General features: G+C 56.1%; 25 protein-coding genes. 6 read left to right on the top strand and 19 right to left on the bottom strand.

Annotated elements, in window-relative coordinates; genetic code table 11:
• Positions 1-4 precede the first annotated feature (4 nt).
• The 5 genes from malZ to phoB all read right to left on the bottom strand — a co-directional run bounded on the left by malZ (position 5) and on the right by phoB (position 7,612).
• Positions 5-1,822 carry a maltodextrin glucosidase gene (malZ, locus tag C3451_RS12860; RefSeq protein WP_045622332.1) on the bottom strand — a complete coding sequence of 606 codons (1,818 nt, stop codon included), beginning with the start codon at positions 1,820-1,822 and terminating at the stop codon, positions 5-7.
• A 599-nt stretch (positions 1,823-2,421) separates the two neighbouring features.
• A complete protein-coding gene (gene proY, locus C3451_RS12855; RefSeq protein ID WP_023299434.1) occupies positions 2,422-3,795 on the bottom strand; it encodes a proline-specific permease ProY in 1,374 nt (457 codons plus the stop codon).
• Positions 3,796-3,876: 81 nt separating this feature from the next.
• Positions 3,877-5,196, bottom strand: coding sequence for a branched-chain amino acid transporter carrier protein BrnQ (brnQ, locus tag C3451_RS12850; RefSeq protein WP_003859118.1), 1,320 nt, complete (start codon positions 5,194-5,196; stop codon positions 3,877-3,879).
• A 409-nt stretch (positions 5,197-5,605) separates the two neighbouring features.
• Positions 5,606-6,901 carry a phosphate regulon sensor histidine kinase PhoR gene (gene phoR, locus C3451_RS12845; protein WP_023299433.1) on the bottom strand — a complete coding sequence of 432 codons (1,296 nt, stop codon included), beginning with the start codon at positions 6,899-6,901 and terminating at the stop codon, positions 5,606-5,608.
• Between the two features lie 21 nt (positions 6,902-6,922).
• A complete protein-coding gene (gene phoB, locus C3451_RS12840) occupies positions 6,923-7,612 on the bottom strand; it encodes a phosphate response regulator transcription factor PhoB (protein ID WP_003859122.1) in 690 nt (229 codons plus the stop codon).
• Positions 7,613-7,799: 187 nt separating this feature from the next.
• Between phoB and sbcD the strand changes: the two genes are divergently transcribed.
• Positions 7,800-9,005, top strand: coding sequence for an exonuclease subunit SbcD (gene sbcD, locus C3451_RS12835; RefSeq protein WP_032624766.1), 1,206 nt, complete (start codon positions 7,800-7,802; stop codon positions 9,003-9,005).
• A complete protein-coding gene (gene sbcC / locus C3451_RS12830) occupies positions 9,002-12,133 on the top strand; it encodes an exonuclease subunit SbcC (protein ID WP_045622048.1) in 3,132 nt (1,043 codons plus the stop codon). Before sbcD ends, sbcC begins: the two co-directional genes overlap by 4 nt.
• 87 nt (positions 12,134-12,220) lie before the next feature.
• On the opposite strand, the gene mak is transcribed toward sbcC, so the two are convergent.
• Positions 12,221-13,126, bottom strand: a complete 906-nt coding sequence (gene mak, locus C3451_RS12825) for a fructokinase (protein ID WP_003859127.1) — start codon at positions 13,124-13,126, stop codon at positions 12,221-12,223.
• 123 nt (positions 13,127-13,249) lie between these two features.
• Between mak and rdgC the strand changes: the two genes are divergently transcribed.
• Positions 13,250-14,164 (top strand): recombination-associated protein RdgC, encoded by a 915-nt coding sequence (gene rdgC, locus C3451_RS12820; protein ID WP_006809928.1) that lies wholly within the window; start codon positions 13,250-13,252, stop codon positions 14,162-14,164.
• A 47-nt stretch (positions 14,165-14,211) separates the two neighbouring features.
• On the opposite strand, the gene ppnP is transcribed toward rdgC, so the two are convergent.
• The 5 genes from ppnP to C3451_RS12795 all read right to left on the bottom strand — a co-directional run bounded on the left by ppnP (position 14,212) and on the right by C3451_RS12795 (position 16,847).
• Positions 14,212-14,499 (bottom strand): pyrimidine/purine nucleoside phosphorylase, encoded by a 288-nt coding sequence (gene ppnP, locus C3451_RS12815; protein WP_003859131.1) that lies wholly within the window; start codon positions 14,497-14,499, stop codon positions 14,212-14,214.
• 71 nt (positions 14,500-14,570) lie between these two features.
• Positions 14,571-15,248, bottom strand: coding sequence for an AroM family protein (locus C3451_RS12810; RefSeq protein WP_045622050.1), 678 nt, complete (start codon positions 15,246-15,248; stop codon positions 14,571-14,573).
• A gap of 235 nt (positions 15,249-15,483) precedes the next feature.
• Positions 15,484-15,675, bottom strand: a complete 192-nt coding sequence (yaiA, locus tag C3451_RS12805) for a protein YaiA (RefSeq protein ID WP_023299429.1) — start codon at positions 15,673-15,675, stop codon at positions 15,484-15,486.
• Positions 15,676-15,719: 44 nt separating this feature from the next.
• Positions 15,720-16,244, bottom strand: a complete 525-nt coding sequence (aroL, locus tag C3451_RS12800; protein ID WP_023305564.1) for a shikimate kinase AroL — start codon at positions 16,242-16,244, stop codon at positions 15,720-15,722.
• A 144-nt stretch (positions 16,245-16,388) separates the two neighbouring features.
• Complete coding sequence (locus C3451_RS12795) at positions 16,389-16,847, bottom strand: YaiI/YqxD family protein (RefSeq protein ID WP_022647211.1); 459 nt, start codon at positions 16,845-16,847, stop codon at positions 16,389-16,391.
• Positions 16,848-16,944: 97 nt separating this feature from the next.
• Here C3451_RS12795 and proC point away from each other — a divergent pair, with 97 nt between their 5' ends.
• Complete coding sequence (gene proC / locus C3451_RS12790) at positions 16,945-17,754, top strand: pyrroline-5-carboxylate reductase (RefSeq protein WP_038415461.1); 810 nt, start codon at positions 16,945-16,947, stop codon at positions 17,752-17,754.
• A gap of 16 nt (positions 17,755-17,770) precedes the next feature.
• Here the strand turns inward: proC and adrA are convergent, their stop codons facing one another.
• From adrA to C3451_RS12765, 5 genes are all read right to left on the bottom strand, one after another.
• Positions 17,771-18,874, bottom strand: a complete 1,104-nt coding sequence (adrA, locus tag C3451_RS12785; RefSeq protein WP_032624773.1) for a diguanylate cyclase AdrA — start codon at positions 18,872-18,874, stop codon at positions 17,771-17,773.
• Between the two features lie 102 nt (positions 18,875-18,976).
• A complete protein-coding gene (psiF, locus tag C3451_RS12780; protein ID WP_022647208.1) occupies positions 18,977-19,297 on the bottom strand; it encodes a phosphate starvation-inducible protein PsiF in 321 nt (106 codons plus the stop codon).
• Between the two features lie 294 nt (positions 19,298-19,591).
• Positions 19,592-19,852, bottom strand: coding sequence for an anti-adapter protein IraP (gene iraP / locus C3451_RS12775; protein ID WP_003859148.1), 261 nt, complete (start codon positions 19,850-19,852; stop codon positions 19,592-19,594).
• Positions 19,853-20,051: 199 nt separating this feature from the next.
• A complete protein-coding gene (locus C3451_RS12770; RefSeq protein ID WP_124304322.1) occupies positions 20,052-21,275 on the bottom strand; it encodes a multidrug efflux MFS transporter in 1,224 nt (407 codons plus the stop codon).
• Between the two features lie 169 nt (positions 21,276-21,444).
• Positions 21,445-22,128 (bottom strand): extensin family protein, encoded by a 684-nt coding sequence (locus tag C3451_RS12765; protein WP_045622051.1) that lies wholly within the window; start codon positions 22,126-22,128, stop codon positions 21,445-21,447.
• A gap of 103 nt (positions 22,129-22,231) precedes the next feature.
• Here C3451_RS12765 and ddlA point away from each other — a divergent pair, with 103 nt between their 5' ends.
• A complete protein-coding gene (gene ddlA, locus C3451_RS12760; RefSeq protein WP_022647205.1) occupies positions 22,232-23,329 on the top strand; it encodes a D-alanine--D-alanine ligase in 1,098 nt (365 codons plus the stop codon).
• 3 nt (positions 23,330-23,332) lie between these two features.
• Here the strand turns inward: ddlA and C3451_RS12755 are convergent, their stop codons facing one another.
• On the bottom strand, positions 23,333-23,551 hold the full coding sequence (locus C3451_RS12755) for a DUF2754 domain-containing protein (RefSeq protein ID WP_022647204.1): 219 nt from the start codon (positions 23,549-23,551) through the stop codon (positions 23,333-23,335).
• A 248-nt stretch (positions 23,552-23,799) separates the two neighbouring features.
• Here C3451_RS12755 and C3451_RS12750 point away from each other — a divergent pair, with 248 nt between their 5' ends.
• Positions 23,800-24,102 carry a DUF2755 family protein gene (locus tag C3451_RS12750; protein WP_003859159.1) on the top strand — a complete coding sequence of 101 codons (303 nt, stop codon included), beginning with the start codon at positions 23,800-23,802 and terminating at the stop codon, positions 24,100-24,102.
• Here C3451_RS12750 and C3451_RS12745 read toward each other — a convergent pair whose 3' ends face one another.
• Both C3451_RS12745 and sbmA read right to left on the bottom strand, forming a co-directional pair.
• A complete protein-coding gene (locus tag C3451_RS12745) occupies positions 24,103-25,200 on the bottom strand; it encodes a DUF1615 domain-containing protein (protein ID WP_045622053.1) in 1,098 nt (365 codons plus the stop codon).
• Between the two features lie 12 nt (positions 25,201-25,212).
• A complete protein-coding gene (gene sbmA, locus C3451_RS12740) occupies positions 25,213-26,433 on the bottom strand; it encodes a peptide antibiotic transporter SbmA (RefSeq protein WP_022647202.1) in 1,221 nt (406 codons plus the stop codon).
• Positions 26,434-26,522: the final 89 nt, after the last annotated feature.

The raw sequence follows: 26,522 nt of genomic DNA, 5'->3' as shown, positions 1-26,522 counted from the left end.
GCGCTTAGCTGCCGAACCAGACCGTAGCGGAGATCGCCGGCAGCGTGAGCACGTTCTCCTGTAACGTCGCTTTCCCCTCTTTGCTCTTCCACGTTTTACCGGCCAGCAGCGGTGAATCTTCCAGCACCACTTCACACGCCTCGCCCCGGTTGATCGCCACCAGCACACGCTGCTGGTTGTAGACGCGGACAAATACCACCACATTATCTTGTGCGTACATCACCTGACAGCCCCCGTAGCGCAGGGCCTGGCTCTGCTTGCGTAGTGTCGCCATACGCTGGTACAGGCTGAACAGATCCTGATCCTGCTTTTCAGGCTCCCATGGGAAGGTTTTGCGGCAGAACGGATCGTTGTTACCGTCCAGCCCCACTTCATCTCCGTAATAGATGCACGGCACGCCCGGCCAGGTGAAAAGCCAGGTCACCGCCAGCGGCAGACGCGCCACATCTTTACCCAGCAGCGATTTAAAGCGCGCGGTATCGTGGCTGTCGAGCTGGTTAAACATCCGAAGCTGCTGCTGATGAGACAGGCCAGCGCGATAGTTCTCCATCCACGCCATGCAGGTTTCAGCGTCAATATTCTGCGGATCGTAAGAGATATCGGTGTTAGCGAGGAAGCCCCACAGCGGGAAGGTGAAGCCGCGATAATTCATCGACGCGTCTTCTGCATCTGCCTGCAACCACTGACGCGCGTCGCCAAAGTGCTCCCCGAAGACGAATGCTTCCGACCGGGCCGCTTTTGCCGACCGGGTAATGGCGGCGACATGCTGAAGGTTATTCCGCGCCCCGCCTGCTTCACCCAGCATATGCACCACGTCCAGCCGCCAGCCGTCCATATTCCACGGCGCTTTCAGCCAGTGGCGCACGATGCTGTCTTCGCCGCCGTAGATTTCATTCACAAGCGTTGACGACTGGAAATCGAGCTTCGGCAGACTCGGGTAGCCCAGCCAGTCCAGGGCGCGTCCATTTTCGTCAAAACTGTACCAGTCACGCTGGGGGGAATCCGGATTATGGCATGCGCCGCCCATCGACTGATTGTGACGGTCGAACCACGCATGAGAATCACCGCTGTGATTGAACACGCCATCAAGGATCAGGCGCATACCTTCTTTTTGCGTGTTGTGGCGCAGCCGCAGCAGCGCCTCGTCACCGCCAAACTGCTCGTCTACGTGGCGGTAGTCCTGCGTATCGTATTTGTGAACGCTTGGCGCTTTAAACACCGGGTTCAGGTACAGCGCCGTCACGCCGAGCTTTTTCAGGTACGGCAGTTTTTCGCTGATACCGTCGAGATCGCCGCCGTAAAAGGTCGATCCCCCCGCCTGGGCGGTCAGCGGCTCGTCCCATTTTTTCAGAATGATGTCGTGACCGACCGCATGATGGTAATAAACCTTGTCCTGGTCGGCGGTGCGCTTTTCACTGCGCGCAAAGCGGTCCGGGAAAATCTGGTAAAAGACCTGATCGTTAACCCACTGCGGGCCGTTATCCGGGTGATCCACGGCAAACTGCTCCAGCCTGGCCGGAGGGAAACGGCTGAAGCCCTGCGGGGTAAACCACAGCTGGCGGTTGTTCCACAGCAGCTTGAAGCCGTAGCGGCGACGCGGCTGTCCGCTGCGCAAATCGATATTCGCCCGCCACGCCGTAATACCCGGCTGAGGCTGGCTGCGCACCTTGTGCATTTTCAGCGATGTCTCTTCGTTATCCACTTCGGCGCGCAGGGTCACACGTTCAGGCTGATTTTCCCCTGCCAGCCAGAGCGTAATCACAAGGTTGTCTTTGTTTTGCTTAACAAATGGGGCAACCGGAAGGTGCCAGGCGTTTAACATCACGAATCCCCTTTGATGAAATTGACGTCACCTTGCCACAGGGTGATTAAGGATAGCTCACCATGATGGGATTTATTGGGGGAGGAGGACGGGGGAGGAGGCATCAGTGCGGCCTGATGCCCTCACCCTCACCCTCTCCCACGGGGCTAAGGGATCCCCAGTAATTTTTTTATGCAGAAGCAATAAAGTTGCTTTCTAAATGACTGAGGGCTGTCAGCGATGCCCTGGTCCGGCTGTAAATCGCTGAGGCGTTTGCCTTCCGGCCGGGGCGAGGCGCAGGGATGCGCCGAGAGGGCGGCTTTACAGGGACGTTGCCTCCGCCCGTACCCGATAAGCCGGAAGGAATAAGCCGAGGGCACCGCGAAGCGGCGATTTACCGCCGGGAGCCCGGGTCGCCAGGGTGGTGGCGACTGAGCCACCCTGGCACGTTCACCGGTCATGTCGTTACAGAGTAGCAAGGAACATAAAGTGAACGGAATGACCACCACCGCCGTATGTTCCCCTCACCCTAACCCTCTCCCCGGAGGGGCGAGGGGATTGCTCAGTGCTCGCATTAATTTGTGGGGAACCCTCTCCCACGGGGAGAGGGGAAAAGAATGTTACTGTGCTTCCGCCAGCTGACGATCGCGGCGACATTTAAACATCCAGCCCACCAGCAGCAGGACGATCCACGCGAAGCCTACGTACAGGGAAATGCGGGTATCCGGGTGGTAGCCAATCAGGCCGATGATAAACACCAGGAAGATGAGGCCAACGACGGTCGTCGCAACACCGCCCGGCACTTTAAACTTCAGCGCTTTGGCCTCTTCTGGTGACAGGCGGCGACGGAACGCAATCTGCGACAGCAGGATCATGATCCACACCCACACCGTCGCAAAGGTCGCCAGCGACGCAATCACCAGGAAGACGTTCTCCGGCATAATGTAGTTCAGGTAGACCGAGAACAGCAGCGCCACGGTCATGACCAGCACCGTTACCCACGGGGTACCGCGACGCGACGTTTTGGCAAACACCTTCGGCGCACTGCCCTGCTCCGCCATGCCGTGCAGCATACGGCCCACGCCGAACACGTCACTGTTGATGGCCGACAGCGAGGCGGTCAGCACCACAAAGTTGAGAATGCTGGCGGCAAACGCAATGCCCATATGCTGGAAAGTCAGGACAAACGGGCTGCCGTTGGTGCCCACCTGGTTCCACGGGTAGATGGACATAATCACAAACAGCGTGCCCACGTAGAACACCAGGATGCGCATCGGCACCGAGTTGATGGCGCGCGGAATAGACTTCTCCGGATCTTTCGCTTCCCCGGCGGTGATGCCGATAATCTCGATTCCGCCATAGGCGAACATGACCATCTGCAGCGACATGACCATCCCGAGCCAGCCGTTGCTAAAGAAGCCGCCGTTGCTCCACAGGTTGTGAATGCCGGTTGGCTGTCCACCGTTGCCGATCCCCCAGATGATAATGCCGAAACCGGCGAGGATCATGATGATAATGGTCGCGACCTTGAAGAAGGAGAACCAGAACTCCAGCTCGCCAAACACCTTCACGCTCATCAGGTTAACGGCGCAGATGATCAGCACCACGCTCAGCACCCAGATCCAGTGCGGCACGGCGGGGAACCAGACCCCCATATAGATACCAAACGCCGTCACATCGGCAATGGCAACAATCAGGATTTCGAAGCAGTAGGTCCAGCCGGTGATAAACCCGGCCAGCGGGCCTAAATTTTCCTGCGCGTAGCGGGAGAAGGAACTGGCAGAGGGGTTGTGAACCGACATTTCGCCAAGGGCGCGCATGATGATATACGCCGCCACGCCGCCGATGATGTAGGCCAGCAGAACGCTTGGACCGGCCATTTTGATGGCATCTGCCGAGCCATAAAAAAGACCGGTACCGATAGCCGAGCCCAGCGCCATAAAGCGGATGTGGCGGGTGCTCAATCCACGTTTAAGTTTGTTAGTGCTTTCCATTAAAATCTTGCCATTCAACACGAAAAAAACAAAAAACCACGGGGCCTTAAGCCCCGTGGTTAAACAATTTGTTGCCGTTGATTAATGGGCGTTGGATGTCACCTGACGCCCTGCCGCACGGTCCCAGATAATCGCCAGAACCAGCGCTACAACGGAAGGCATCAGCCAGGCCAGGCCCTGCTCGGACAGCGGCAGACGCTGTGTCCAGGCTGGCAGGATTTCTGCAAATGCTGATGCTTTGATCCCGTCAAGGATACCAAAAATCAGGCTGATAAACATGGCTGGCGCAATAATTCGCGTGGAGTTATGCCACCACGGACGGGTGAAGCTCAGCACTACCAGCACGATACATGGCGGATAGATCGCCGTCAGCACCGGAATTGAGACCTGAATCAGGTGGCTCAGACCGAGGTTTGACACCGCCATGGAGAAGATGCCGAGGATAAACACCAGCGTGCGGTAAGAAAGCGGCAGATACTGAGCGAAGAACTCCGCGCAGGCGCAGGTCAGACCCACCGCCGTCACCAGACAGGCCAGGAAAATCAGCGCCGCCAGCAGCATGCTGCCTGCACCACCAAAGGTGTGCTGCACGTAAGCATGCAGGATCGCCGCGCCGTTTGCGCTCTGATCGACCAGCGTTGCGCTATCTGAACCCAGGCGGAACAGCGCCAGATACAGCAGCGTCAGGCCGACACCGGCCATCAGGCCAGCCCAGATGGTGTAGCGAGTCAGCAGACGCGCTTCGGTCACCCCGCGGGAACGCGCGGCGTTAACGATAACGATACCAAACACCATCGCGCCAAGCGTATCCATCGTTAGATAGCCGTTCACAAAACCGTTTGAGAACGCCGCGTTCTGGTAGGCGTCCATCGCGGAGCTGATGGGCCCCGCAGGCCAGACGATGGCCGCAACCGCCAGCACAATCAGCGCCACAATTTTCAGCGGTGCCAGGAAGTTACCCACAGTATCCAGCAATTTGCCCGGATAGAGAGAAACCAGAATCACGATGGCGAAGTAAATGAGGCTGTAAATAAACAGCGGCATCGCGCCGTCACCGGTCAGCGGGGCAATACCCACTTCAAAGGAGACGGTCGCCGTACGCGGGGTCGCGAACAGCGGGCCAACGGCCAGATAGCAGACGGTTGCCAGCAGAACGCCAGCCACTTTGCCAATCGGGGTGCTGAGGCTGTCCACACCGCCACCGACTTTCGCCAGCGCGATAACGGTCAGTACCGGCAGGCCCACGGCAGTAAGCAGGAAGCCAAACGCAGCCGTCCAGACGTGTTCACCCGCCTGTAAGCCAACCATTGGAGGAAAAATGATGTTACCTGCGCCAACGAACAGCGCAAATGTCATAAAGCCCAGCGCGATAATGTCACGCGATTTCAAGTGATGGGTCATAAAACCTTACTGCCTGTGGATGTGGTGTTGAATACGTTGAGATTTTCGCCATCCCTGACGGGACGATACAGCGGAAAATTTGCTCAATTTCAGCGGGATATGCTCCCGTCCAGGCGTGGCGAAGAATAGTTTTTCGATTTACCACGCAAATACAGTCGGTCTGACAGTATATGGGGGGCAATTTAAACGCTTATAACGTTTAAAGGCAAGAAGGGATCGTAAAACCAGAACAATATGCCAGCATGAAAATTTAGACCAAAATAATATGCCATGTATAAGAAAAACTCATGGCTAATCATGCGAACAAAAAAGCACCAGCCGTATAATATTCACTCGCGTTTCGCTTGACTGCAAAGCAAACGGGCCAGCAATCGCTGGCCCGTGGAAAGGTAGCCTGACACACACGCTGTCAGGCACTTTTTTTGGCAATTAATCGTTCCGGAATCACGAAGCTAAAGCGCGTGCCCTTACCCAGGGTGCTTTCGATATTGAGCCGGCTTTCGTGGTGGCTGACGGCATGCTTCACAATTGCCAGCCCCAGTCCGCTCCCGCCGGTCTGCCGCGAGCGCGCCTTATCCACCCGGTAGAACCGTTCGGTGAGGCGCGGGAGGTGTTCAGGCCCAATCCCCGGCCCGTTGTCCTCGACGCTAAACTCAGCCCCTGCCGGAGTATGCTGCCACCGCACCGCGATATGCGTCCCTGTCGGGGTATGATTCACGGCGTTATAGACCAGGTTTGAGATAGCGCTTCGCAGCTCATCTTCACTGCCGAGCACTTTCAGCGTGTTATCAACATCAAAACTCAGGGTGTGTTGATTATGGCTCAGCGTTTGGGCTTCGCGCTCCACCACCCGCAACATCATCGGCACATCAATGATGTCGTTTAGCGCCAGCGACGGGGCAGCCTCAATTTTTGAAAGCGTTAGTAGCTGTTTGACCAGCCCTTCCATGCGGAACGTCTGTTCCCGCATGGTATGCAGCGCTTTCTCACGCGGCGCCCCCTCAAGCGTTTGCTCCTGCATCATCTCCAGATAGCCCTGAAGCACCGTCAACGGCGTACGCAGCTCGTGGCTGACGTTGGCAAAGAAGTTACGTCTTGCGCCCTCAAGCTGATGCATCTGGGTGACATCCCGCGCCACCATCAGCCACTGCCGATCGCTGTAGGGCATCACGCGAATTTCAAGATGGCGACCGTTATTGAGCTTCAGATTGTGCGGACGACTAAAATCACGCGTTTTCAGATACAGCGTGAACTCGGGATAGCGCAGAAGGTTGAGGATGTTCTGACCGTTATCATCCGGCCAGCGCAGGCCCAACAGCTGCTGTGCGAGGCCATTGCACCAGAAGATGGTCCCTTCTTCCGTCGTCAGGATCACTGCGTCCGGCAGCGACTCCGCGCCGCTGCGAAAGCGTTTTATCAGGCTTCCCAGCTCACGACGGCGCTTTTTATTACGCATCTGCATCTGGTGCAGGCCGTAGAGTAGCGGTTCCCAGCTCCCGCTTCCCGGCGGGGGTGTCATACTTCTGTCGACCCACAGCCACCAGGAAAGACGCAGTAAATTCCAGAAATGCCAGACGAGCAACCCCGTCACGGCCACCAGTAAAAACCACGGCAGATAGCCAAAAATAGCCCCCAGAATGAGGGCCGGAATACAGCATAAGATCAGTTCAAAGACGAGCCTTTTCCATGACAGACGTTCCAGCACGCGTCACACTCCTGTCATTGTTCAGAAACGGGTCGAGAAGCGATAACCCGTGCCGCGGACCGTCTGTACCATGCGATCGTGGCCGCTCAGTTCCAGTGCTTTACGCAGGCGGCGAATATGGACGTCAACCGTTCGGTCTTCGACATAGACGTTAGTTCCCCAGACGTTATTCAGCAACTGTTCGCGGCTGTAAACGCGCTCCGGGTGTGTCATAAAGAAGTGCAGGAGTTTAAATTCGGTGGGGCCCATATCGAGGGGATTTTCACCGGTCATGACCCGGTGTGAGGTAGGATCCAGGCTCAGACCCTGCATCTCAATCACCTCTTCCACCGCCATCGGTGAAATACGGCGCATCACGGCTTTGATACGCGCCACCAGCTCTTTTGGAGAGAATGGCTTGGTGATGTAATCGTCCGCGCCGGTTTCCAGACCGCGCACGCGATCCTCTTCCTCACCGCGCGCCGTCAGCATCACCACCGGGATATCGCGGGTCATCGCCTCGCGTTTGATATGCTTGATAAACTGCAATCCGGAACCGCCAGGCAGCATCCAGTCCAGCAGGATCAGATCGGGCCAGGGTTCATTCAGCTGGTTCACCGCGCTGTCATAATCTTCCGCTTCAACCGGCTGGAAGCCATTTTGTTCAAGCACGAAGCACACCATTTCACGGATCGGAGCTTCATCTTCTACGACCAGAATACGTCTCGCCATACTTTGCCCTGTCTTATCGTATTTAAGTTACAAGTCTGTAATGCGGCGTCATTATGCGTCAGATTTATGACAGATTTATGAAAAACATTACCACGATAAATAGCAAACTGTTGTTTTATTACAGCGGTTATTTTCCGTTCCCCGAACGTTTATAATCCTGCTTTCTTATTATTGCCACGGATCTCTTATGCGCATACTTCACACCTCAGACTGGCACCTGGGTCAAAATTTTTACAGCAAAAGCCGCGCCGCGGAACATGAAGCGTTCCTGAACTGGCTGCTGGAGACGGCTCAGGCTCACGAGGTGGACGCAATTATTGTGGCGGGCGACATTTTTGATACCGGATCGCCGCCGAGCTATGCGCGTGAGCTGTACAACCGTTTTGTGGTCAACCTCCAGCAAACCGGTTGTCACCTGGTGATTGTCGCCGGAAACCATGACTCGGTGGCGACGCTGAATGAATCCCGCGATATTCTGGCGTTCCTCAATACCACCGTGGTGGCCAGCGCCGGACACGCGCCGCAGATCCTAAAAAAACGTGATGGCACGCCGGGCGCGGTGCTATGCCCAATTCCGTTTTTACGCCCGCGCGATATCGTGCAAAGCCAGGCAGGCCTGTCCGGGAGCGAAAAACAGCAGCATCTGCTGCAGGCCATCACCCGCTATTATCACCAGCAGCATACGGAAGCCTGCGCCCTGCGCGGCGAACAGGCCATTCCGATCGTTGCCACCGGGCACCTCACCACCGTCGGGGCCAGTAAGAGTGACGCGGTGCGCGAGATTTATATCGGTACGTTGGACGCGTTTCCAGCGCAAAACTTTCCTCCCGCCGACTACATTGCCCTCGGGCATATTCACCGGGCCCAGATCGTCGGGGGATGCGAGCATATTCGCTACTGCGGCTCGCCCATTTCCCTCAGTTTTGACGAAACGGGCAAAGCCAAATCCGTGCATCTGGTGAGCTTCACCGAAGGCAAACTTAGCGCCGTTGAGACGCTTGAGGTGCCGGTCACCCAGCCGCTGGCAGTGCTGAAAGGCGATCTGGCCGCCATTACCGCTCAGCTTGAGCAGTGGCGCGGCGCAGTGCTTAATCCCCCCGTCTGGCTCGATATCGAAATCGCCACCGACGACTACCTGTACGATATGCAGCGTAAAATTCAGACGCTGACGGAAGACCTTCCCGTAGAGGTGCTGCTGGTACGTCGCAGCCGCGAGCAGCGCGAGAAAATTCTGCTGAACGCCCAGCGTGAAACGCTTAGCGAACTTCGGGTTGAAGAGGTGTTCGCGCGGCGGCTTGCGCATGAAGAAGTGGACGAGGCCAGGCGCACCAGGCTTAACGAGCTGTTTGCCCATACCCTGCATTCCCTCAATGACGAGGACGAAAACGCATGAAAATTCTGAGCCTGCGTCTGAAAAATCTGAATTCGCTAAAGGGTGAGTGGAAAATCGATTTCACCGCGGAGCCTTTCGCCAGCAATGGGCTATTTGCCATCACCGGCGCAACCGGCGCGGGTAAAACCACGCTGCTGGATGCCATCTGCCTGGCGCTTTACCACGAAACACCGCGTCTTAATAAGGTCTCTCAGGCACAAAACGACCTGATGACGCGCGATACCGCCGAATGCCTGGCTGAAGTGGAATTTGAGGTCAAAGGCGTTGCTTATCGCGCTTTCTGGAGCCAGAACCGCGCCCGCAACCAGCCAGACGGGAACTTACAGGCACCGCGCGTTGAGCTGGCCCGCTGCGAAGACGGCAAAATTCTGGCCGATAAAGTCACGGATAAGCTGGAACAAACCGCCGCACTCACCGGGCTGGACTATGGTCGCTTTACCCGCTCGATGTTGCTCTCACAGGGGCAGTTTGCCGCCTTCCTGAATGCTAAACCGAGCGATCGGGCAGAGCTGCTGGAGGAACTGACCGGCACGGAAATTTACGGCCACATTTCCGCCATGGTTTTTGAAAAACACAAAGCGGCACGCAACGCGCTGGAGATGTGCGAAGCGCAGGCCGCAGGCGTTGTGCTGCTGAGCGAGGAACAGCAGCAGCACTTGCAGCAAAGTTTGCAGGCACTTACTGACGAAGAAAAAATCCTGCTGGCACAGCAGCAGAGCCAACAGAAAGATTTTCAGTGGCTTACGCGTAACGACGAGCTGATACGTGAGCAGCAACGCGCAGCCGCTTCGCAGCAGCAGGCGCAACAGGCTCTGACGGACGCCGCGCCGCAACTGGCGAAGCTCCAGCTGGCACAGCCCGCCGCCCAGCTACGTCCGCTGTGGGAGTATCAGCAGGAGCAGACCACCCGCCTGGCGCAGACAACAGCGCGAATTGTTGAAGTAAATACTCGCTTACTCGACAGAGCGGCGCAGCGCTCGCGTATTCGCAACGGTGCGCTACGCAACCGTGAACAGTTGCAGACAGAATACACGGTACTGACGCAGTGGATAACCGAACACGATCGTTTCCGTCAGTGGGGGCAGGAAATTGCCGGCTGGCGGGCGCATTTTACGCAACTGAGTCGCGATAAAAATCAGCTTGTGGCCCAGTCAGCGCGCATAGCTGAGCTTCGTCAGAAGCTGGCTGAGATGCCGGAGAGTACGTTGACGCTGACGGCTGAGGATCTCGCGACGGCAATGGAGCAACAGGTACAATCGCGGACGCTCCGCCAGCGTCTGACTGCGCTTCACGCTCGCTATCAGCCGCTGCAAAAACGGCTGCGCCATAATGCGGAAAGCGTGCAGAAAGCGCAGGCTGAGCAGGGTAAGCTCAATGAAACGCTGATCCTGCGGCGTCAGCAGTTCAAAGAGAAAAATCAGCACTATGCCGACCTGAAAGCGCTCTGTGAGCGTGAGGCAACAATCAAGGATCTTGAGAACTATCGTGCACAGCTCGAAGCGGGTAAACCTTGCCCGCTCTGCGGTTCACGCGAACATCCGGCAGTTGTGCAGTATCAGGCGCTTGAACTGACCGACAATCAGCGCCGCCGCGACGCGCTGGAGAAAGAGGTTGCCGCGCTAAAAGAGGAAGGATTGCTGGTGCTCGGGCAGGTGAATGCGCTCACCCAACAGATCCAGCGCGAGACAGAGGAAGTAAAGGCCCTCTCTCAGGAAGAGCAAGCACTCACTAAAGAGTGGCTGGAGGTCTGCGCCTCCCTGAACATAGCGCTGAATATTCAGGATGATATTGCCCCCTGGATGAGCGAACAGGAGCAGTATGAACGCCATCTGTATCAGCTTAGCCAGCGTCTGACGCTGCAAAACCAGCTCAATGAACAGGAAGATCAGGCGCGCCAGTACCAGCAGCAGCTGACGGCGACGCGTCAGGCGCTGGCAGCCTCGCTAGAGTCGCTGTCGCTTAGCGTGCCCGATGAAGGGGCCGAAAGCGCCTGGCTGAGCGCACGCGAAGCTGAATATACCCGCTGGCAGGAAAAACAGGCCCAGCACGGTACGATTCAGGAACGTATTAACGCCCTGATGCCCATCCTGGAGACGCTGCCGGATTCTGATGACGCAGAAGCCGACGCGGTTATCCCTGAGAACTGGCGCGGCATCCATGACGAATGCGTGTCGCTACAAAGCCAGCTCGCCACCCTACAGCAGCAGGAGACGCTTGAGCGTGAACGGCTTCAGCAGTCGCAGGCTCAGTTCAGCGCCGCGCTGACCGCGAGCTGCTTTGCCAGTCAGGAGGCATTTCTCTCCGCCCTGCTGGATGAAGCGTCGATCCGCCAGCTTAAACAACAAAAGCAGACGCTGGAGAACCAGCTCCAGCAGGCCACGGCGCTCTCCGTACAGGCAAACCAGCAGCTTCAGGCGCATCAGGCACAACGCCCGGAGGGGCTGGAAACCGACGCCGCAACCCTTCAGGCGCAGTTACACCAGCTGGCGCAACTGCTTCGTGAAAACACCACGCATCAGGGGGAGATCCGCCAGCAGCTCAAACAGGACGCCGATAACCGTCTGCACCAGCAGGCGCTTATGCAGCAGATTGAGGAGGCGGCGCGTCAGGCTGACGACTGGGGCTATCTCAATGCGCTGATAGGCTCCAGCACCGGCGATAAATTCCGTAAATTCGCCCAGGGGCTGACGCTGGATAATCTGGTGTGGCTTGCCAACCAGCAGCTCAACCGTCTGCATGGCCGCTATCTGCTTCAGCGTAAAGCCAGCGACGCGCTGGAGCTGGAGGTGGTTGATACCTGGCAGGCCGATGCGGTACGCGATACCCGTACCCTGTCCGGCGGGGAAAGTTTCCTCGTCAGTCTGGCGCTGGCTTTAGCGCTTTCCGATCTGGTCAGTCACAAAACGCGCATTGACTCGCTTTTCCTGGATGAAGGGTTCGGCACACTCGACAGCGAAACGCTGGACACCGCGCTGGATGCGCTCGACGCGCTGAACGCCACCGGGAAAACCATTGGCGTGATCAGCCACGTAGAGGCAATGAAAGAACGTATTCCGGTGCAGATCAAGGTGAAGAAGATCAACGGGCTGGGGTATAGCAGGCTGGACAGGGAGTTTGCGGTGCAGTAAATGGGGGATGTTGCCCTCACCCTGGCCCTCTCTCTGTGGGAGAGGGTACAAACATCAAAAACGGCAACGCAAGTTGCCGTTTTGCGTTTATTCCGGCCAGAGCCACGCCGCGCCGCGCACACCGCTGGAATCTCCATGGACGGCTTTGCGGATCGGCGTTTCGCATTCGCCCCCAAATACCCACTGTTTCACCAGCGTTGGCACCGTCGCGTACAGCCGGTCAACGTTGCTCATGCCGCCGCCCAGCACAATCACGTCCGGATCGAGGATATTGATCACATGCGCCAGTGATTTAGCCAACCGCATTTCGTAGCGGCTGAGCGCCAGTTCAGCCACCGGATCCTGTTCCTCAACCAGACGCATAATCTCGTTGCCTTTCAGCGGCTGGCCGCTCAGACGATGATAATCGGTGGCAAACCCCGTGCCGGAAATAAAAGTCTCAATACAGCCCTGCTTGCCACAGTAGCACGGCACCTCGGCACGGTATTTGAGTTCATCTTCGTCCATCCACGGTAACGGGTTGTGCCCCCACTCACCTGCGGTGCCGTTGCCGCCAATATGCGAGCGCCCACCGAAGGCCACGCCCGCCCCGCAGCCGGTACCGATAATGACCGCAAATACGGTCTGCGCGCCAGCCGCTGCGCCATCTACGGCCTCAGAGACCGCCAGGCAGTTAGCGTCATTTGCCAGACGCACTTCCCGGTTCAGACGCTGGCTTAAGTCTTTATCAAACGGCTGACCGTTGAGCCAGGTAGAGTTGGCATTTTTCACCACGCCGGTATACGGCGAAATGGAGCCGGGGATCCCCATCCCGACCGTGCCCGTCTCGCCCGTTGCCTGCTCTGCCATATCGACCAGACGGGCAATCGTCTCTATGGTCTGGTGATAATCATCGCGCGGCGTAGGCAGACGGTGGCGAAACAGTTGCTCCCCCTGCTCGCTCAACGCAATAACTTCTGTTTTGGTGCCGCCCAAATCAATCCCAATACGCACAAGACACTCCTCATTATTTTGATTATCAACAGAGTAGAAGCCCACTTCCCGATTAGCAATGCAAGCGATGCGACAATTCGTTATCATGCCCGCTGATTTAACGACAAGGCCGTGGAAATTATCATGCTGTGGTTCAAAAATTTGATGGTTTACCGTCTCAGCCGCGACGTTTCGCTGCGTGCAGAAGAGATGGAAAAACAGTTAGCCGCTTACTCCTTTACCCCTTGCGGTAGCCAGGATATGGCAAAAACCGGCTGGGTTCCGCCAATGGGTTCTCAAAGCGATGCGCTGACCCACGCCAGCAGCACGGGGCAAATCATCGTTTGCGCCCGCAAAGAAGAGAAGATCCTGCCGACGCCTGTGGTGAAGCAGGCGCTCGAAGCGAAGATCTTCAAGCTGGAAGCTGAACAGGGCCGTAAGCTTAAAAAAACCGAAAAAGATTCACTGAAGGATGAAGTGCTGCACTCGCTGCTGCCGCGCGCCTTTAGCCGCTTTAGCCAGACCATGATGTGGATCGACACCGTGAACGGGCTGATCATGGTCGACTGCGCCAGCGCCAAAAAAGCGGAAGATACGCTGGCGCTGCTGCGTAAGAGCCTTGGCTCATTACCGGTGGTACCGCTGGCACTGGAGACGCCGATTGAGCTGACCCTGACTGAGTGGGTGCGCAGCGGGACTGCCGCGCAGGGCTTCCAGATCCTTGATGAAGCAGAGCTGAAAGCGCTGCTGGAAGATGGCGGCGTGATCCGCGCGAAGAAACAGGATCTGGTGAGCGACGAGATCGCCGTGCACATTGAAGCGGGCAAAGTGGTGACTAAACTGGCACTCGACTGGCAGCAGCGCATTCAGTTTGTGATGTGTGATGACGGCTCCGTGAAGCGCCTTAAATTCTGCGATGAACTGCGCGATCAGAACGAAGATATCGACCGCGAAGATTATGCTCAGCGCTTTGACGCAGACTTTATCCTGATGACCGGCGAGCTGGCGGCGCTGATCCAGAACCTGGTGGAAGGTCTCGGCGGCGAAGCGCAGCGTTGACAGGCAAAACGTAGGCCGGGTAAGCGAATGCGCCACCCGGCATGCTTTTATTTCAGATAGCGGCACAGATAAGAGGTTGGCTCTGCAACCTGCAAATGGAACTCGCTGTGGCCCGGCACGTTGAACACCTGCCCGGCACTATAGACTTTCCACTCCGTTTCACCCGGCAGCAGGACGTTCAGCGCACCACTGACCACCGTCATCTCTTCCGCTTCTGCGGTGCCAAAGGTGTATTCCCCTTCCGCCATGACGCCGACACTGGCGCGGCCAGTGCTGCTGCTGGTAAAACCAATGGATTTCACTTTACCGGAAAAGTATTCGTTACTTTGAAGCATGAACTGGCCCTTATATTTATAGAGAAAAATCCACTATAGGGGCCATGCTCATGACCTGTCACGCAAAATCATTACACCAGTAATTCTGACGCCAGACGCGCCATCAGGACGTTAGAGAGCAGCACCGGAACATCCAGCGCCTTTTGCAGTAAATCACGATGCCGTTGATGGAAGCCCAGGCAGTCCAGCATCAGGACATCCGCCCCTCTGTCGATCAACTCCTGCCCGGCCGCAATTAGCTTCGCTTCGCTGTCCCAGAACGGGTTAGTCAGCGCGTACAGCGGGGTGTGCTCCAGCGCGGCCCACTTCACCGTCTGGTTATCCAGCAGTTCTTCTACGGGAACGATAACGCCCACCTGATGACCATCAACAATTGACGCCACCAGCGGGGGGATAATCCGCATCGGTTCGAGCAGAATGGCATTACGCGCGCTGAGTCCTTTAACGGGTGCTGTGCTCATCAGCAAAATGACGTCATAGTCCTGATTGTCGAGCACTTCGATCACACCCTGTAGCGCGCGCTCAATTTTCTGGCGTGACACGTGCGCCAGTATACCGTCACTGAGTAACGTTGCCAGGGGATCTTCCCCCTCCCCGACTGCGTAGTCTTCCATGACCTCTTCCCGACTCAGCTTCCCTAACAGACTGAGATGCGTAATTTGTTGTTCAGAGACATGCTCGGTTAAGAGCGGTAATACTTCGCTTACAGGGACCACACCAATCGTGAGGATCGCCAACGTCGCCTTCATTTTGATCGCCTTCCGTTACTACCACTACTGCCACACAGGTACAGGCTCACTACGCTGCACTGTTCATTTATTCAACAAAACAGCACCAAGCGTAGCAGGGGATCTCTACACCGTAATGTAAAGATCGACTGGCCTTTCCAAATCTACCTGTAATAACTAATATTAACTGCTGCTTAACATCAGCGATAAGTTAAAAGTGTGATTCAGGCACGGTTGTAACGAATTCGGATTATTGTCAGGACTTCTCGGGATCCTCATAGCGCCGTTTCGCATCCAGCGCTTCCTGTTCGGTTTCATGTTCGCTGATCAGCGAATCAGGTTTAGGGTGATCGGCACGCAGCTGGTACCAGGTTACGGTCCGATCGCTATTACCTTTTTCAACGGTAACGATGCGGGCTTCACGTGGATAGGGAGGTCTGGTTGGCATAGCTCATCCTTTTTTTATGTCTGAGCTATGAGTATAGACGGCTGTCAGCTGGCGCAAGCCAAACGCAGGGCGGTAATAATCTGAATCGCAACTTTCTCGGGTGACGCCGACGCATCCACAACGTGGTGTGCCGCCTCGCGGTACAGTGCATCGCGTTCGGCGAGGACCTCGCTGACCTCTTCACTCAGCGGTTTCGCGGTCAGCGCCGGGCGCTGCCCTTCTTCCGGAAACGCCTCCAGCCGCCCCACCAGCGTAGAAACCGGGGCACAGAGGTAGATTACGACACCCTTTTCGCGCATAAACTGGCGGTTATACGGCGCCAGAATAATGCCTCCACCGGTCGCAATCACGGTCGACGGCGCGGTCACCGCTTCCAGCGTGGCCGTTTCGCGCGCACGAAAGCTCTCCCACCCCTCATTCTCCACGATATCGGCGATGGTCTTACCGGCATTCTCCTGGAGCCAGTGGTCAGTATCGACAAACTGACTCTGGCACAGACGCGCCAGCTCCAGACCAACGGTGGTTTTCCCACAGCCGCGAGGGCCAACTAAAAAGATGGGTGGGTTCATAACCAGGTGTTCCCCTTGCTGCCGGATAACTGAAGGCTGTAAAGAAATGATTGCAGAAGATGTTGCGCTAACTTTACTGCAAAGCGGTACGGAATGACAAGCCTGTGGAAGTCACACTGTACCACAAAACAGCCCGGAGGTGGGCTACGCCGGGCGGCGCTTCACTTCCAGCAGCCATTTATCCAGCTCGGCGGCAAACTGCTGGCGATCGCGCTGCGACAGGCTGTCCGGCCCACCGGTTTGCACGCCGCTGGAACGCAGGGTATCCATAAAATCACGCATGGTGAGCTTCTCCCGGATCGTTGCCGGAGAGTAGCGCTCGCCGCGCGGGTTAAGCGCCGCGGCCCCCTTCGCCAGCACGTCGGCAGCCAGCGGGATATCCGCCGTGATCACCAGATCTCCTGCGTCACACAGGCGTACTATCTCGTTATCTGCCACGTCGAACCCGGCCGGCACGCGCAGAGAACGAATGAACCTGGAGGGCGGCACGCGGATATTCTGGTTCGCCACCAGCGTCATCGGCATCTGCACCCGCTCGGCGGCGCGGAATAAAATCTCTTTAATCACATTCGGACACGCGTCCGCATCAACCCAAATCGCCATAGTGTCTCCCCATTATGATTCTGGCGACTATTGTCGCCTGCATTTCGTTGTTAAGCTATCAATGAGAGATAACAACGCATAATAACGGAGAGACGTGATGGATAAGAAAATCGGGTTTATCGGCTGCGGAAACATGGGTAAAGCTATTCTCGGTGGACTGATAGCCAGCGGCCAGGTGCTGCCGGGGCAGATTTGGGTCTATACCCCATCCCCGGATAAAGTCGCGGCGCTGCGTGATGAGTATGGTATCAACGCCGCCGAAAGCGCGCAGGAAGTGGCTCAGGTGGCGGACATTGTCTTTGGCGCCGTTAAGCCGAATATCATGATTAAAGTCCTGAGCGAGATCACCTCCAGCCTGAACAAAGAGAGCCTGGTGGTGTCGATTGCCGCAGGCGTGACCCTCGACCAGCTCGCCCGCGCGCTGGGGCACGACCGTAAGATTGTTCGCGCCATGCCAAACACCCCGTCGCTGGTGAATGCCGGTATGACCTCCGTTACCCCGAACGCGCTGGTTACTTCTGAAGAGGTGGCGGATGTATTGAACATTTTCCGCTGCTTCGGCGAAGCGGAAGTGATTGCCGAACCGATGATCCACCCGGTTGTCGGCGTGAGCGGTTCTGCCCCAGCGTATGTCTTTATGTTTATCGAAGCCATGGCCGATGCCGCCGTACTTGGCGGTATGCCGCGCGCGCAGGCCTACAAATTTGCGGCGCAGGCGGTGATGGGCTCGGCCAAAATGGTGCTGGAAACGGGTAAACATCCGGGCGAACTGAAAGATATGGTGTGCTCGCCGGGTGGCACAACCATTGAAGCCGTGCGCGTGCTGGAAGAGCGCGGGTTCCGCTCCGCCGTGATCGAGGCGATGGAAAAATGCATGGAAAAATCAGAGAAGCTGAGTAAGTCCTGATGCGTTACGCCGGGCGTCAGGCGGCCACTTCGGTGCGACCCCGTCCGGCATTTTTGGCTTTATAGAGGGCCACGTCCGCGGCCTTTAGCCATTCACGATAGTGCGTGAACTGCGCCCCCCAGGGGGCAACCCCAACGCTGATACACAACCTCGCCATAGGTGCTCCGTGCAGCGGCATGTTGACCAGCCTTTCATGGACGCGCGCCATCGCCGCAATCGCGTTTTCGGCAGGCGTGCCGGACATGATCACCGCAAATTCATCTCCCCCGAAGCGGCCAATATAATCGCCTGCGCGCAGGGTCAGCTGAAGCTGGCGCGTGATGGCGACAATCGCTTCATCCCCCACGTCATGCCCCCAGGTGTCGTTGATCGTCTTGAAGTGATCGATATCGATGAGCAGTATCGTCGCCTGTCGATGGCTGCGACGGCAGGCCTCAAATTCGTTACGCAGCAACGTTTCCCAGTGACGGCGATTGAACACGCCGGTCATTCCGTCGCGGGTACTCATCAGCTCAAGCCGACGCTTATGCTCTGCCAGCCGGATCGCCGTGCGGTGGCTGAGCCAGGCAAACAGCATGGGGTAGACCACCAGCACGGGGAGCGTCAGCCACAACGCCAGCGGTTCAGAGGTCAATAGCACAGGAGTACCCGTGGATTGCACGGTGAGCAGGGCAGACAGAGCAAGCAGCGCAAGTCCTGTCAGGAATAAGCGGCATCCCCCCGATCCCATCATGTTCATGCCGATCATCACGATCAGCGCCGCCGTTGGCAGCGCATTGAACCCTATTAATCCCATCCAGACGCCAGCAATGATGGCATCGATTTTCAGATTAACGATTTCACCGCCGTGGGGGCAGGTCGAACGAAAAGCCAGCTGCCAGGCCAGATGGGGCCAGACAAAGACCCAGCCCACCAATAGCAACCACCAGACGCCAGAAAGAAGCTGACTCACCAGAACGCTGGCAAGCGGAACAAACAGTGCCGCCAGACCAACGATGCGTGCCAGCCGTATTCGCCGGGCAAATCGCAGACCGGAACGGTATGAGTCATCCTGAGAAAGCTGCTGATACCACGCTTCCCGAATGTTCTCGTGATTGTCATAAAACTCATCATTCATCATTTTTGGGAATATTCTGAAACATTTTCCCAAATTATAGAGAGGGGGATAGCGGGGAAAGTATGAAATTTTGGGTGAGCCACAGCCGTGACTCACCCGTTAGCACTACGCCTGTTTTTTCAGGCACGCGCTCATAAACTTGCTGCGATCGTCGCCTTTCAGCATCTGCTGTGTCGCCTGGGCATTGCACTCGCGCATTTTTTGCTGCTGCGGGGTCAGGCTTTTTTCACCCGGTTTGGTCGTACCATTTTTAAGGCAGTCGCTCATATACGTTTTACGGGCATCCCCTTTCAGACTTTGCGAGGTCGCCTGTTGGTTACAGGTCGTCATGCGCTGCTGCTGGGGCGTTAACGTTTTCTCTTCCGCATGTGCTGAGGCGATCAGACACAGGCCAGAGAGCAGGGTAACCAGTATTGTTGTTTTCATTGCACCATCCTTTATGTGAAGTTCCACGTTAAGTCTGGTTCGTTACGGGAAAAAAACCACCCTGCGGCCATGATTTTCACCGTGATTCAGGGTTATTTCAGTCCCGTCGCAGCGCGATTATTATTAACCGGTTTCGCAGGAACGGAGGAGGTAATTACGAGCGAGTTTAATACGGTGAAAAGTGTGCTCTGCTTCATTTTAATTTCCCTATGGTAACAGGGTAAAAATAAAAACAGAGCGACGCCAGGCATCCTGCATGACAATTCTGTGACACGTCATTTCACCTCTGGCGGGTTAACTGCGAGGATGCCTTAAAAGCTTCTTTACGTATTGCTGAAGCAGCTCCGCGTCCTCTGCAGGCACCTGTGAATCAGGGCGAGCTTTTTCCAGCGCGCCTTCAACGTTGTCGATCAACGCCTCCTGCTCTGGTTTTGCCATCTGTCGCAACAGCGCCGTCACAACGATCTCCAGCGCCTCGACCTGGGCAACCAGCTCTTTCGACTCTTCTTCCTTTTGGGCAAGCTTAACCAACAACTCAGCAATGAGATTTTTCATGGTGCTATGTCCTTATGTGATTTCCCCTGAAATTAACACCCTCACTGAATAATGAAAAGCATGGATTGGTTTTATCTTATGCAAAAGTGACATTGCTGCCAAAAAAGATATTTCGGAGCGCAAGCGAAACGTTTTTCTAAAAGACAGAAGCCGCATTTCGTTATATAAAAATGCGGCCATCATAAGAATTAATAATATATTATCGTGTTTGCCGGGCTGACTTTGCCTCAGCGATTCGCCGGCGACGGCGCAAGGCAAAGGCCAGTTGAATAATATTAAGAAGCACCACCACCGGCGTCGCGGCAAATACCCAGCGGAAACCCGCCATCGCCGAGACCGAGGCGCCAATAAGCGGGCCCGCTACGTTGCCTAAATACATGAACGACTGGTTGTAGCCAAAAATGCGGCCGGTTACCTGGTCACTGGAATATTTCACCAGCAGCGTCTGTACAGCGGGCAGCATAGCACCATCCGCGAAGCCAAGCAGGAAGCGCAACACCCCGAGCTGAAGCGGTGTTGTGACGAACGACATGGCAAAGAAAAGGATCACCGCAATGATGAGCGTTGCCATCAGAATGCGTGCCGTACCGATCCTGTCGCCCAGTTTCCCCAGACGCGGAGCGGACATCAGCGCCGACACGCCCGGCACGGCGGCAATCATCCCGCTCAGAAAAGCAATGTTGCTGCTGTCCGGTGCCATCGACTTGATAAACAGCGCCAGAATCGGTCCCACCGAGCCGTTACAGAGCTGGATCACCATCGTTGTCACAAAAAGGCTAATCATCAGGCCAGGATAAGGTAGCGAGGCGAAAACCGCCTTTCCGCTCAGGCGTTCTGATTTGCTGACGACAGGCCGACCGCCCTCTTTAATCAGAAAAAGGGTGACCAGAAAGCTGACCGTTAGCAGGATGGCGGTAATGATAAAGACCGCGCGCAGCCCAACATGGTCAGCCAGGAAGCCGCCGAGCAGGGGGCCGCCAATTACACCGCTAATCTGGGCCGTGGAAAGCGTGCTGAGTGCCCAGCCGCTCCGCTCGCGCGGTACCTGTGAGGCCACCAGCGCCATGGCATTCGGAATGTACCCGGAGGTCAGCCCCATTATCGCCCGCAGAATAAACAGCTGCCAGACGTTGGTAGCGAAGGCCTGGAGCAAAATGGCTATCGCCATCCCCAGCGAGGCGCGGAGCAGCATCAACTTGCGCCCCTTGCGATCCGCAAGGCTGCCCCACATCGGTGACACAATGGCGGACACCAGAAACGTCACGCTGAACGTCAGGCCGGACCACATAGAGAGCGCTTCATGGGAAGTGACCCCCAGCTGCGACACGTAAAGCGGCAGGAAGGGCAATATCTGGCTGATAGCCAGTCCGGTGAAGAAGCAGCCGAACCAGACTGAAATGAGGTTAACTTTCCAGGATTCCATAACAGAAATAGTCTTCATTTTTAGGCGAATTCGCCGACAGATTAGCAAGTTACGCGCAATGACATAGCGCCAGAGATGCGGCCTTGCAGACTTTGGTGTTTTATCTTCCCAGTCATCATATTTGTGAGATAAGTCACAATCTATCCAATTTTCGGCGGAAGATTATGCTTCATCGACATAAGCCATAGCCGCGCATTCCCAGATGGAAATGGTTGGCATGGGCGGCATTGTAGTCCGGCCCCAGACCGTTACCGTAATAGCCGCAACTTGCCGACAGCAGCGCCTGTAGCCAGGGCTGCGTCTTTTCCGCTTTCCAGCCGTTGAGGACGGTAACACGCTGTCCGTTTGCCAGCCTGAAAGCGCTGATATCCAGCGCATCCGCCGTGGCATGTTCGCTGCGCCGCGCATCCGGGCGGCTGTAGATATTGCGGCAGGCGAAGCTGCCCAGATGTTCAATACGCGTAAGCTCGCTTCCGGTCCAGGTTTTGGTGAGCGGCCGGGCCTGCTGGCTGACAAACAGCGCCGAGCTTAACGCCAGCGGGCAACTGGCAATAAAGCTGCTGTTCAGGCTGACCGGGCCAAAATCGCGCACGCGCACCACGTTACTCAGCGGACACTCACCGGCGCTGTCAGCGACCGCCTGGGTACGGATAAGCTGGCGTTGATTCGCCTGCGCTAACAGGTTTGCGCACGCCTGCGGCGTTAAGCGCCGGAGTTTTAACTGGGTTATTTTTCCAGGCGGATCGTCAAGCGTAAGCGGCACGAAAGGGTTGTAATGCGGCGGCAACCAGCGGTAGCCCACCGTGGCGATCCCGGCAATAACAATAAGAATAAGCAGACCTTTTCCTTTCACGCGCCCCCCTTCAACATCCCTCAAACATTATGGCAGAAGGCCGCGAAACCCGCCGGGCATCGTGGTATGTTATTGGCTTTTCGTCAGACTGGAAGAGAGTGAGATGGCAAAGCAGCGCGTAGGTATTGTCTTTGGGGGAAAATCATCAGAGCACGAGGTGTCATTGCAATCGGCTAAAAATATCGTTGATGCGATTGATAAAAGCCGTTTTGACGTGGTGCTGCTGGGCATTGATAAACAGGGCCAATGGCATGTTAACGATGCCAGCCAGTATCTGTTACACGCTGATGATCCGGCGCGCATCGCCCTTAATCCTTCTGATATCAGCGTCGCAACGGTTCCAGGCGTGGCACAGGGACAGCTTATCGATGCCGGGAACGCGCAGGCGCTGGCACAAATTGACGTGGTGTTCCCTATCGTTCACGGCACGCTGGGCGAAGACGGGTCCCTGCAAGGCATGTTGCGGATGGCGAACCTGCCGTTTGTCGGCTCCGATGTGCTGGGTTCTGCCGCCTGCATGGATAAAGACGTCACTAAACGTCTGCTGCGCGACGCCGGTCTGAATATTGCACCGTTCGTCACGCTCACTCGCGCCAACCGTGATAAACACAGCTTCGCGCAGATCCAGGCGCAACTCGGCCTGCCGCTGTTCGTGAAACCGGCGAATCAGGGCTCGTCCGTCGGCGTCAGCAAAGTCACCAGCGAAGCACAGTTTAACGATGCCGTTCGTCTGGCCTTTGAGTTTGACCACAAGGTGGTGGTTGAGCAGGGAATTAACGGGCGCGAAATTGAGTGCGCCGTACTGGGTAACGACTTCCCGCAGGCGAGTACCTGTGGTGAAGTGGTGCTGAATAGCGACTTCTACTCCTACGACACCAAATATATTGACGACAAAGGTGCCCAGGTTGTGGTTCCCGCCGCGCTCGATCCTGACGTTAACGACAAGATCCGGGCGATCGCCGTTGAAGCCTATCAGGCGCTGGGATGCAGTGGGATGGCGCGCGTCGATGTGTTTCTGACGGCGGATAACGAGGTGGTGATTAACGAAATCAACACCCTGCCGGGCTTTACCAATATCAGCATGTACCCGAAATTGTGGCAGGCCAGCGGAATAAGCTATCCAGAACTGATCACCCGCCTGATTGAACTGGCGCTGGAGCGTCACGCCGCTGACAGCGCCCTGAAAAGCTCTGTTAACTGACGGTTAGTCGGCTTTCTCTGCCGTCGTCTCATCGGGACGACGGCGGATAATGAATCCCGCCAGCCAGAAACTGATTACCCAGGTCACCAGCCCAACCGCATAGGTTTGCCAGCCCTTCGCTTCAAATCCCAGCAGCCCGACAACACCGTTGAGTATAAAGATCAGCCCGATCGCAAAGGCGTAGTAATGCCAGTCACGGCGTAGTTTGGAAGTGAGCTTCATGACAACTCCGGCAGAAAAAAAACTATCCTCTCACAGTTTGATAAAGCCGTCTGTGGCGGATACGTAAATTCTGAAAAGCAGCGTAGTTTCACTTATGTTATCAATTTGTGACGTGATGCAGAAATCGACAATCCAGGAGAAATCCTGAGCCGAATTTCCCACGATTCTGATATTGACAAATGCTATGACCTGTCACACTCACCCTGTACGACGCGTATTAAAACAGAGTGATATTTTCGGGAGGTCTTATGGCAGACTTTACATTGTCGAAACCGATTTTTGGCGGAAAACAACCAAAAACCTCCACGGCGGGGAATATTGCCTATGCCCTGTTTGTTCTGTTTTGTTTCTGGGCAGGAACCCAACTGCTGAACATGCTGGTGCATGCCCCTGGCGTGTATGAGCATCTGATGCAGGTGCAGGATACCGGCCGCCCGCGCGTTGAAATCGGTTTAGGCGTGAGCACCGTATTCGGGCTCATTCCCTTCCTCGCGGGCAGCATGGTTCTGGGCGTGATTGCGCTCGTGCTGCGCTGGCGCAACCGCCACTGATTACAGTCCCATACAGCGAGCCCGACGATCGTCCACGCGTTTTGCGAACCATGCGGTCGTCAGGTTACGCGTGATCTTCGGGCTTTCAAGCTGAATGCCTGGCAGAATGGCTCTGGGTAGTGCCTTTCCACTTTTCTTCTCTGCAAGCGCGAAAACCTGCTTATACAGATCCGTTTTCTCAAACGCCAGGCTGTCACCCTTCTCCAGCTGTCGGCGAATGTCACTGTTGCTCATCTCCAGTTTCGTCGAAATTTTTCGCACTGCCCGTTCGGTGGACCCTGCCTCGCTGCTGCCGTATGCAATGAGATCGCCATCCAAAGCGAGCTTCACACCGCTGGCGCGGCTTACCGCATTCTGGAAGGCTGCATTTCGGCTGGCATACCAGCCCGCGTTAAAGTCGGCAAAACGATACAGCGGTTTATCGTAGTTGGCCGGATAATTCAGCAGGTGATACGTCCCAAACCACAGCCCACCGCGCAGGGAGAAGACTTCCTGACGCACCGTACCGTCGATCTCCCACGGATAGCCGTCGGTATGCTTTTCCGCAAATGCGATGCTTACCTGCATCGGACCGCCGGTATGTACCGGATTCAGCGAGCCAAACAGCTTCTGCCCCATCGGCACCATATTGATGAAATCATCGAAAATGGCGCTGAGCTGCCTCTCGGTTTTCACCGTATCCAGCCGTTCGCTGTAGCTTTTCCCGTTTGGCGAGGTGATTTTAAGGGCGGTATGTACCAGGAAAACCGGGATATGCATCGATTCGGCCCGGCGGTCGATCTCCTTCCAGGCGATTTTGTTCAGGCCAGGCACAACAGGATCTGACTGATACATCGATTCCTGCTGCGCCACCGCCAGCACCGAGCAGATGTTCTCCTCGGTAGGCGCGATCTTCTGACTTTTGAAGGTCGTTGCCAGCGCATCAGCCCACTCACTGCGATCCTTCACGCTGGCGGGCATTTTTTGCCGCACCACGCTCGCCACATCAACGGGCTTCTCCCCTTCTTTGAGCGGGGTAGTCCCTTTCTCGGCACAGCCCGCCAGCACGACGGCGGCGAGTAACGTCAGCGGTAATGCACGTGGTACGGCAAATGGCATAGCAATTCCTTTTTAACCTAATGTATGGGTGACTTCCTGCAAATCCTTATCGTCCAGCTCACGCTCGAAACTGCGTAAACGTTTGTAGATGGACATCAGCTCCACCAGCGTAGTCCAGGAGCTAATCAGGTACTGGAACGAACCGCGAACCTGACCAAAAACGTTGGTGATCTGGGTCATCAGACCGAGTGTAATCGTACCCGCAACGATGGACGGGAACAGCAGGAACAACCCGAAAACGTTATCAACCTGAAGATAAAGGATGCGCGCGATATTGAAATACATGTAATGGAAATAGAGGCGGAAGTAATTACGACGTACGGCGCCAAACAGCTCACGCACGGTAGGCGGTGACGCACGGTTGGGATCGTCTTCACCATACACCAGCTCTTTACGGTAGGCCGCTTCCACGCGCTGGTTTTTAAATTCCAGCCCCGGCAGCTTGATCCCCACCACTGCCAGCAGTCCCGTTCCCATCAGCGACCAGACAATCGCGGCAATGACCAGGCCGTACGGCAGATGGCCGACAATCGGCAGTTCCGGAACGTGGGATGAGAGTGTCACCAGCACCGGCAGGAAGGCGATCAGCGTCATGATGGCATTAATAAAGCTCACGCCCATATCTTCCAGTGTAGAGGCAAAACGCATGGTGTCTTCCTGCACACGCTGTGCGGCACCTTCGATATGACGCAGGTGCTGCCAGTGCGCCATATAGTGTTCGTTCATCGCGGTACGCCAGCGGAACACATAGTGACTGACGAAAAAGTTATTCATCACGCCGATCACCACGGCGATGAGGGCGATGCCGAGGAAGATCCCCACCTCATGGTAGAACTGGTTAATGGTCACTTTATGCGGCGAACTCAGCGCCGTCTGGATCAGATCGTAAAACGGCGCATACCAGGCGTTGACCGCCACGCCCACTTCCACCAGGAACCAGGTGACAAAGATGATTAACGACGTGCCGAGAATCGACCAGTATTGCCAGCGGTGAGGCGAATAGATAAACCAGAACATGGCAAAAAGCCCCACGCAGAGCATGTAATAGGCGTAGAAAAGCAGATAGCTCATGGACCAGAAGCGCGCAGCGCTAATGGGAATGTCGCCCGTTGCCCCCGTAAGACGGGTCAGCCACGCGCCGCCACCGGCCTGCCAGAAAATGACAGCCAGCAGTGCCCAAATAAATGCCGACAGGAAAAAGGGCCCCGGCTTTGGGAAAAAAGACTTAAACATTGTGCTTCCTTCTTGTTGTTATGGCTGTTGCTGTGTTTAACATATCGCCACACGAAACCTTGCCTGGGCCAGCCTCCCGGCTCAGGCAA

It is taken from the genome of Enterobacter sp. 301B, assembly GCF_003850715.1.
Classification (GTDB): Bacteria; Pseudomonadota; Gammaproteobacteria; order Enterobacterales; family Enterobacteriaceae; genus Enterobacter; species Enterobacter intestinihominis.
The sequence above is the reverse complement of the archived record's forward strand: the minus strand, read 5'-3'. Positions and strand labels throughout refer to the sequence as shown.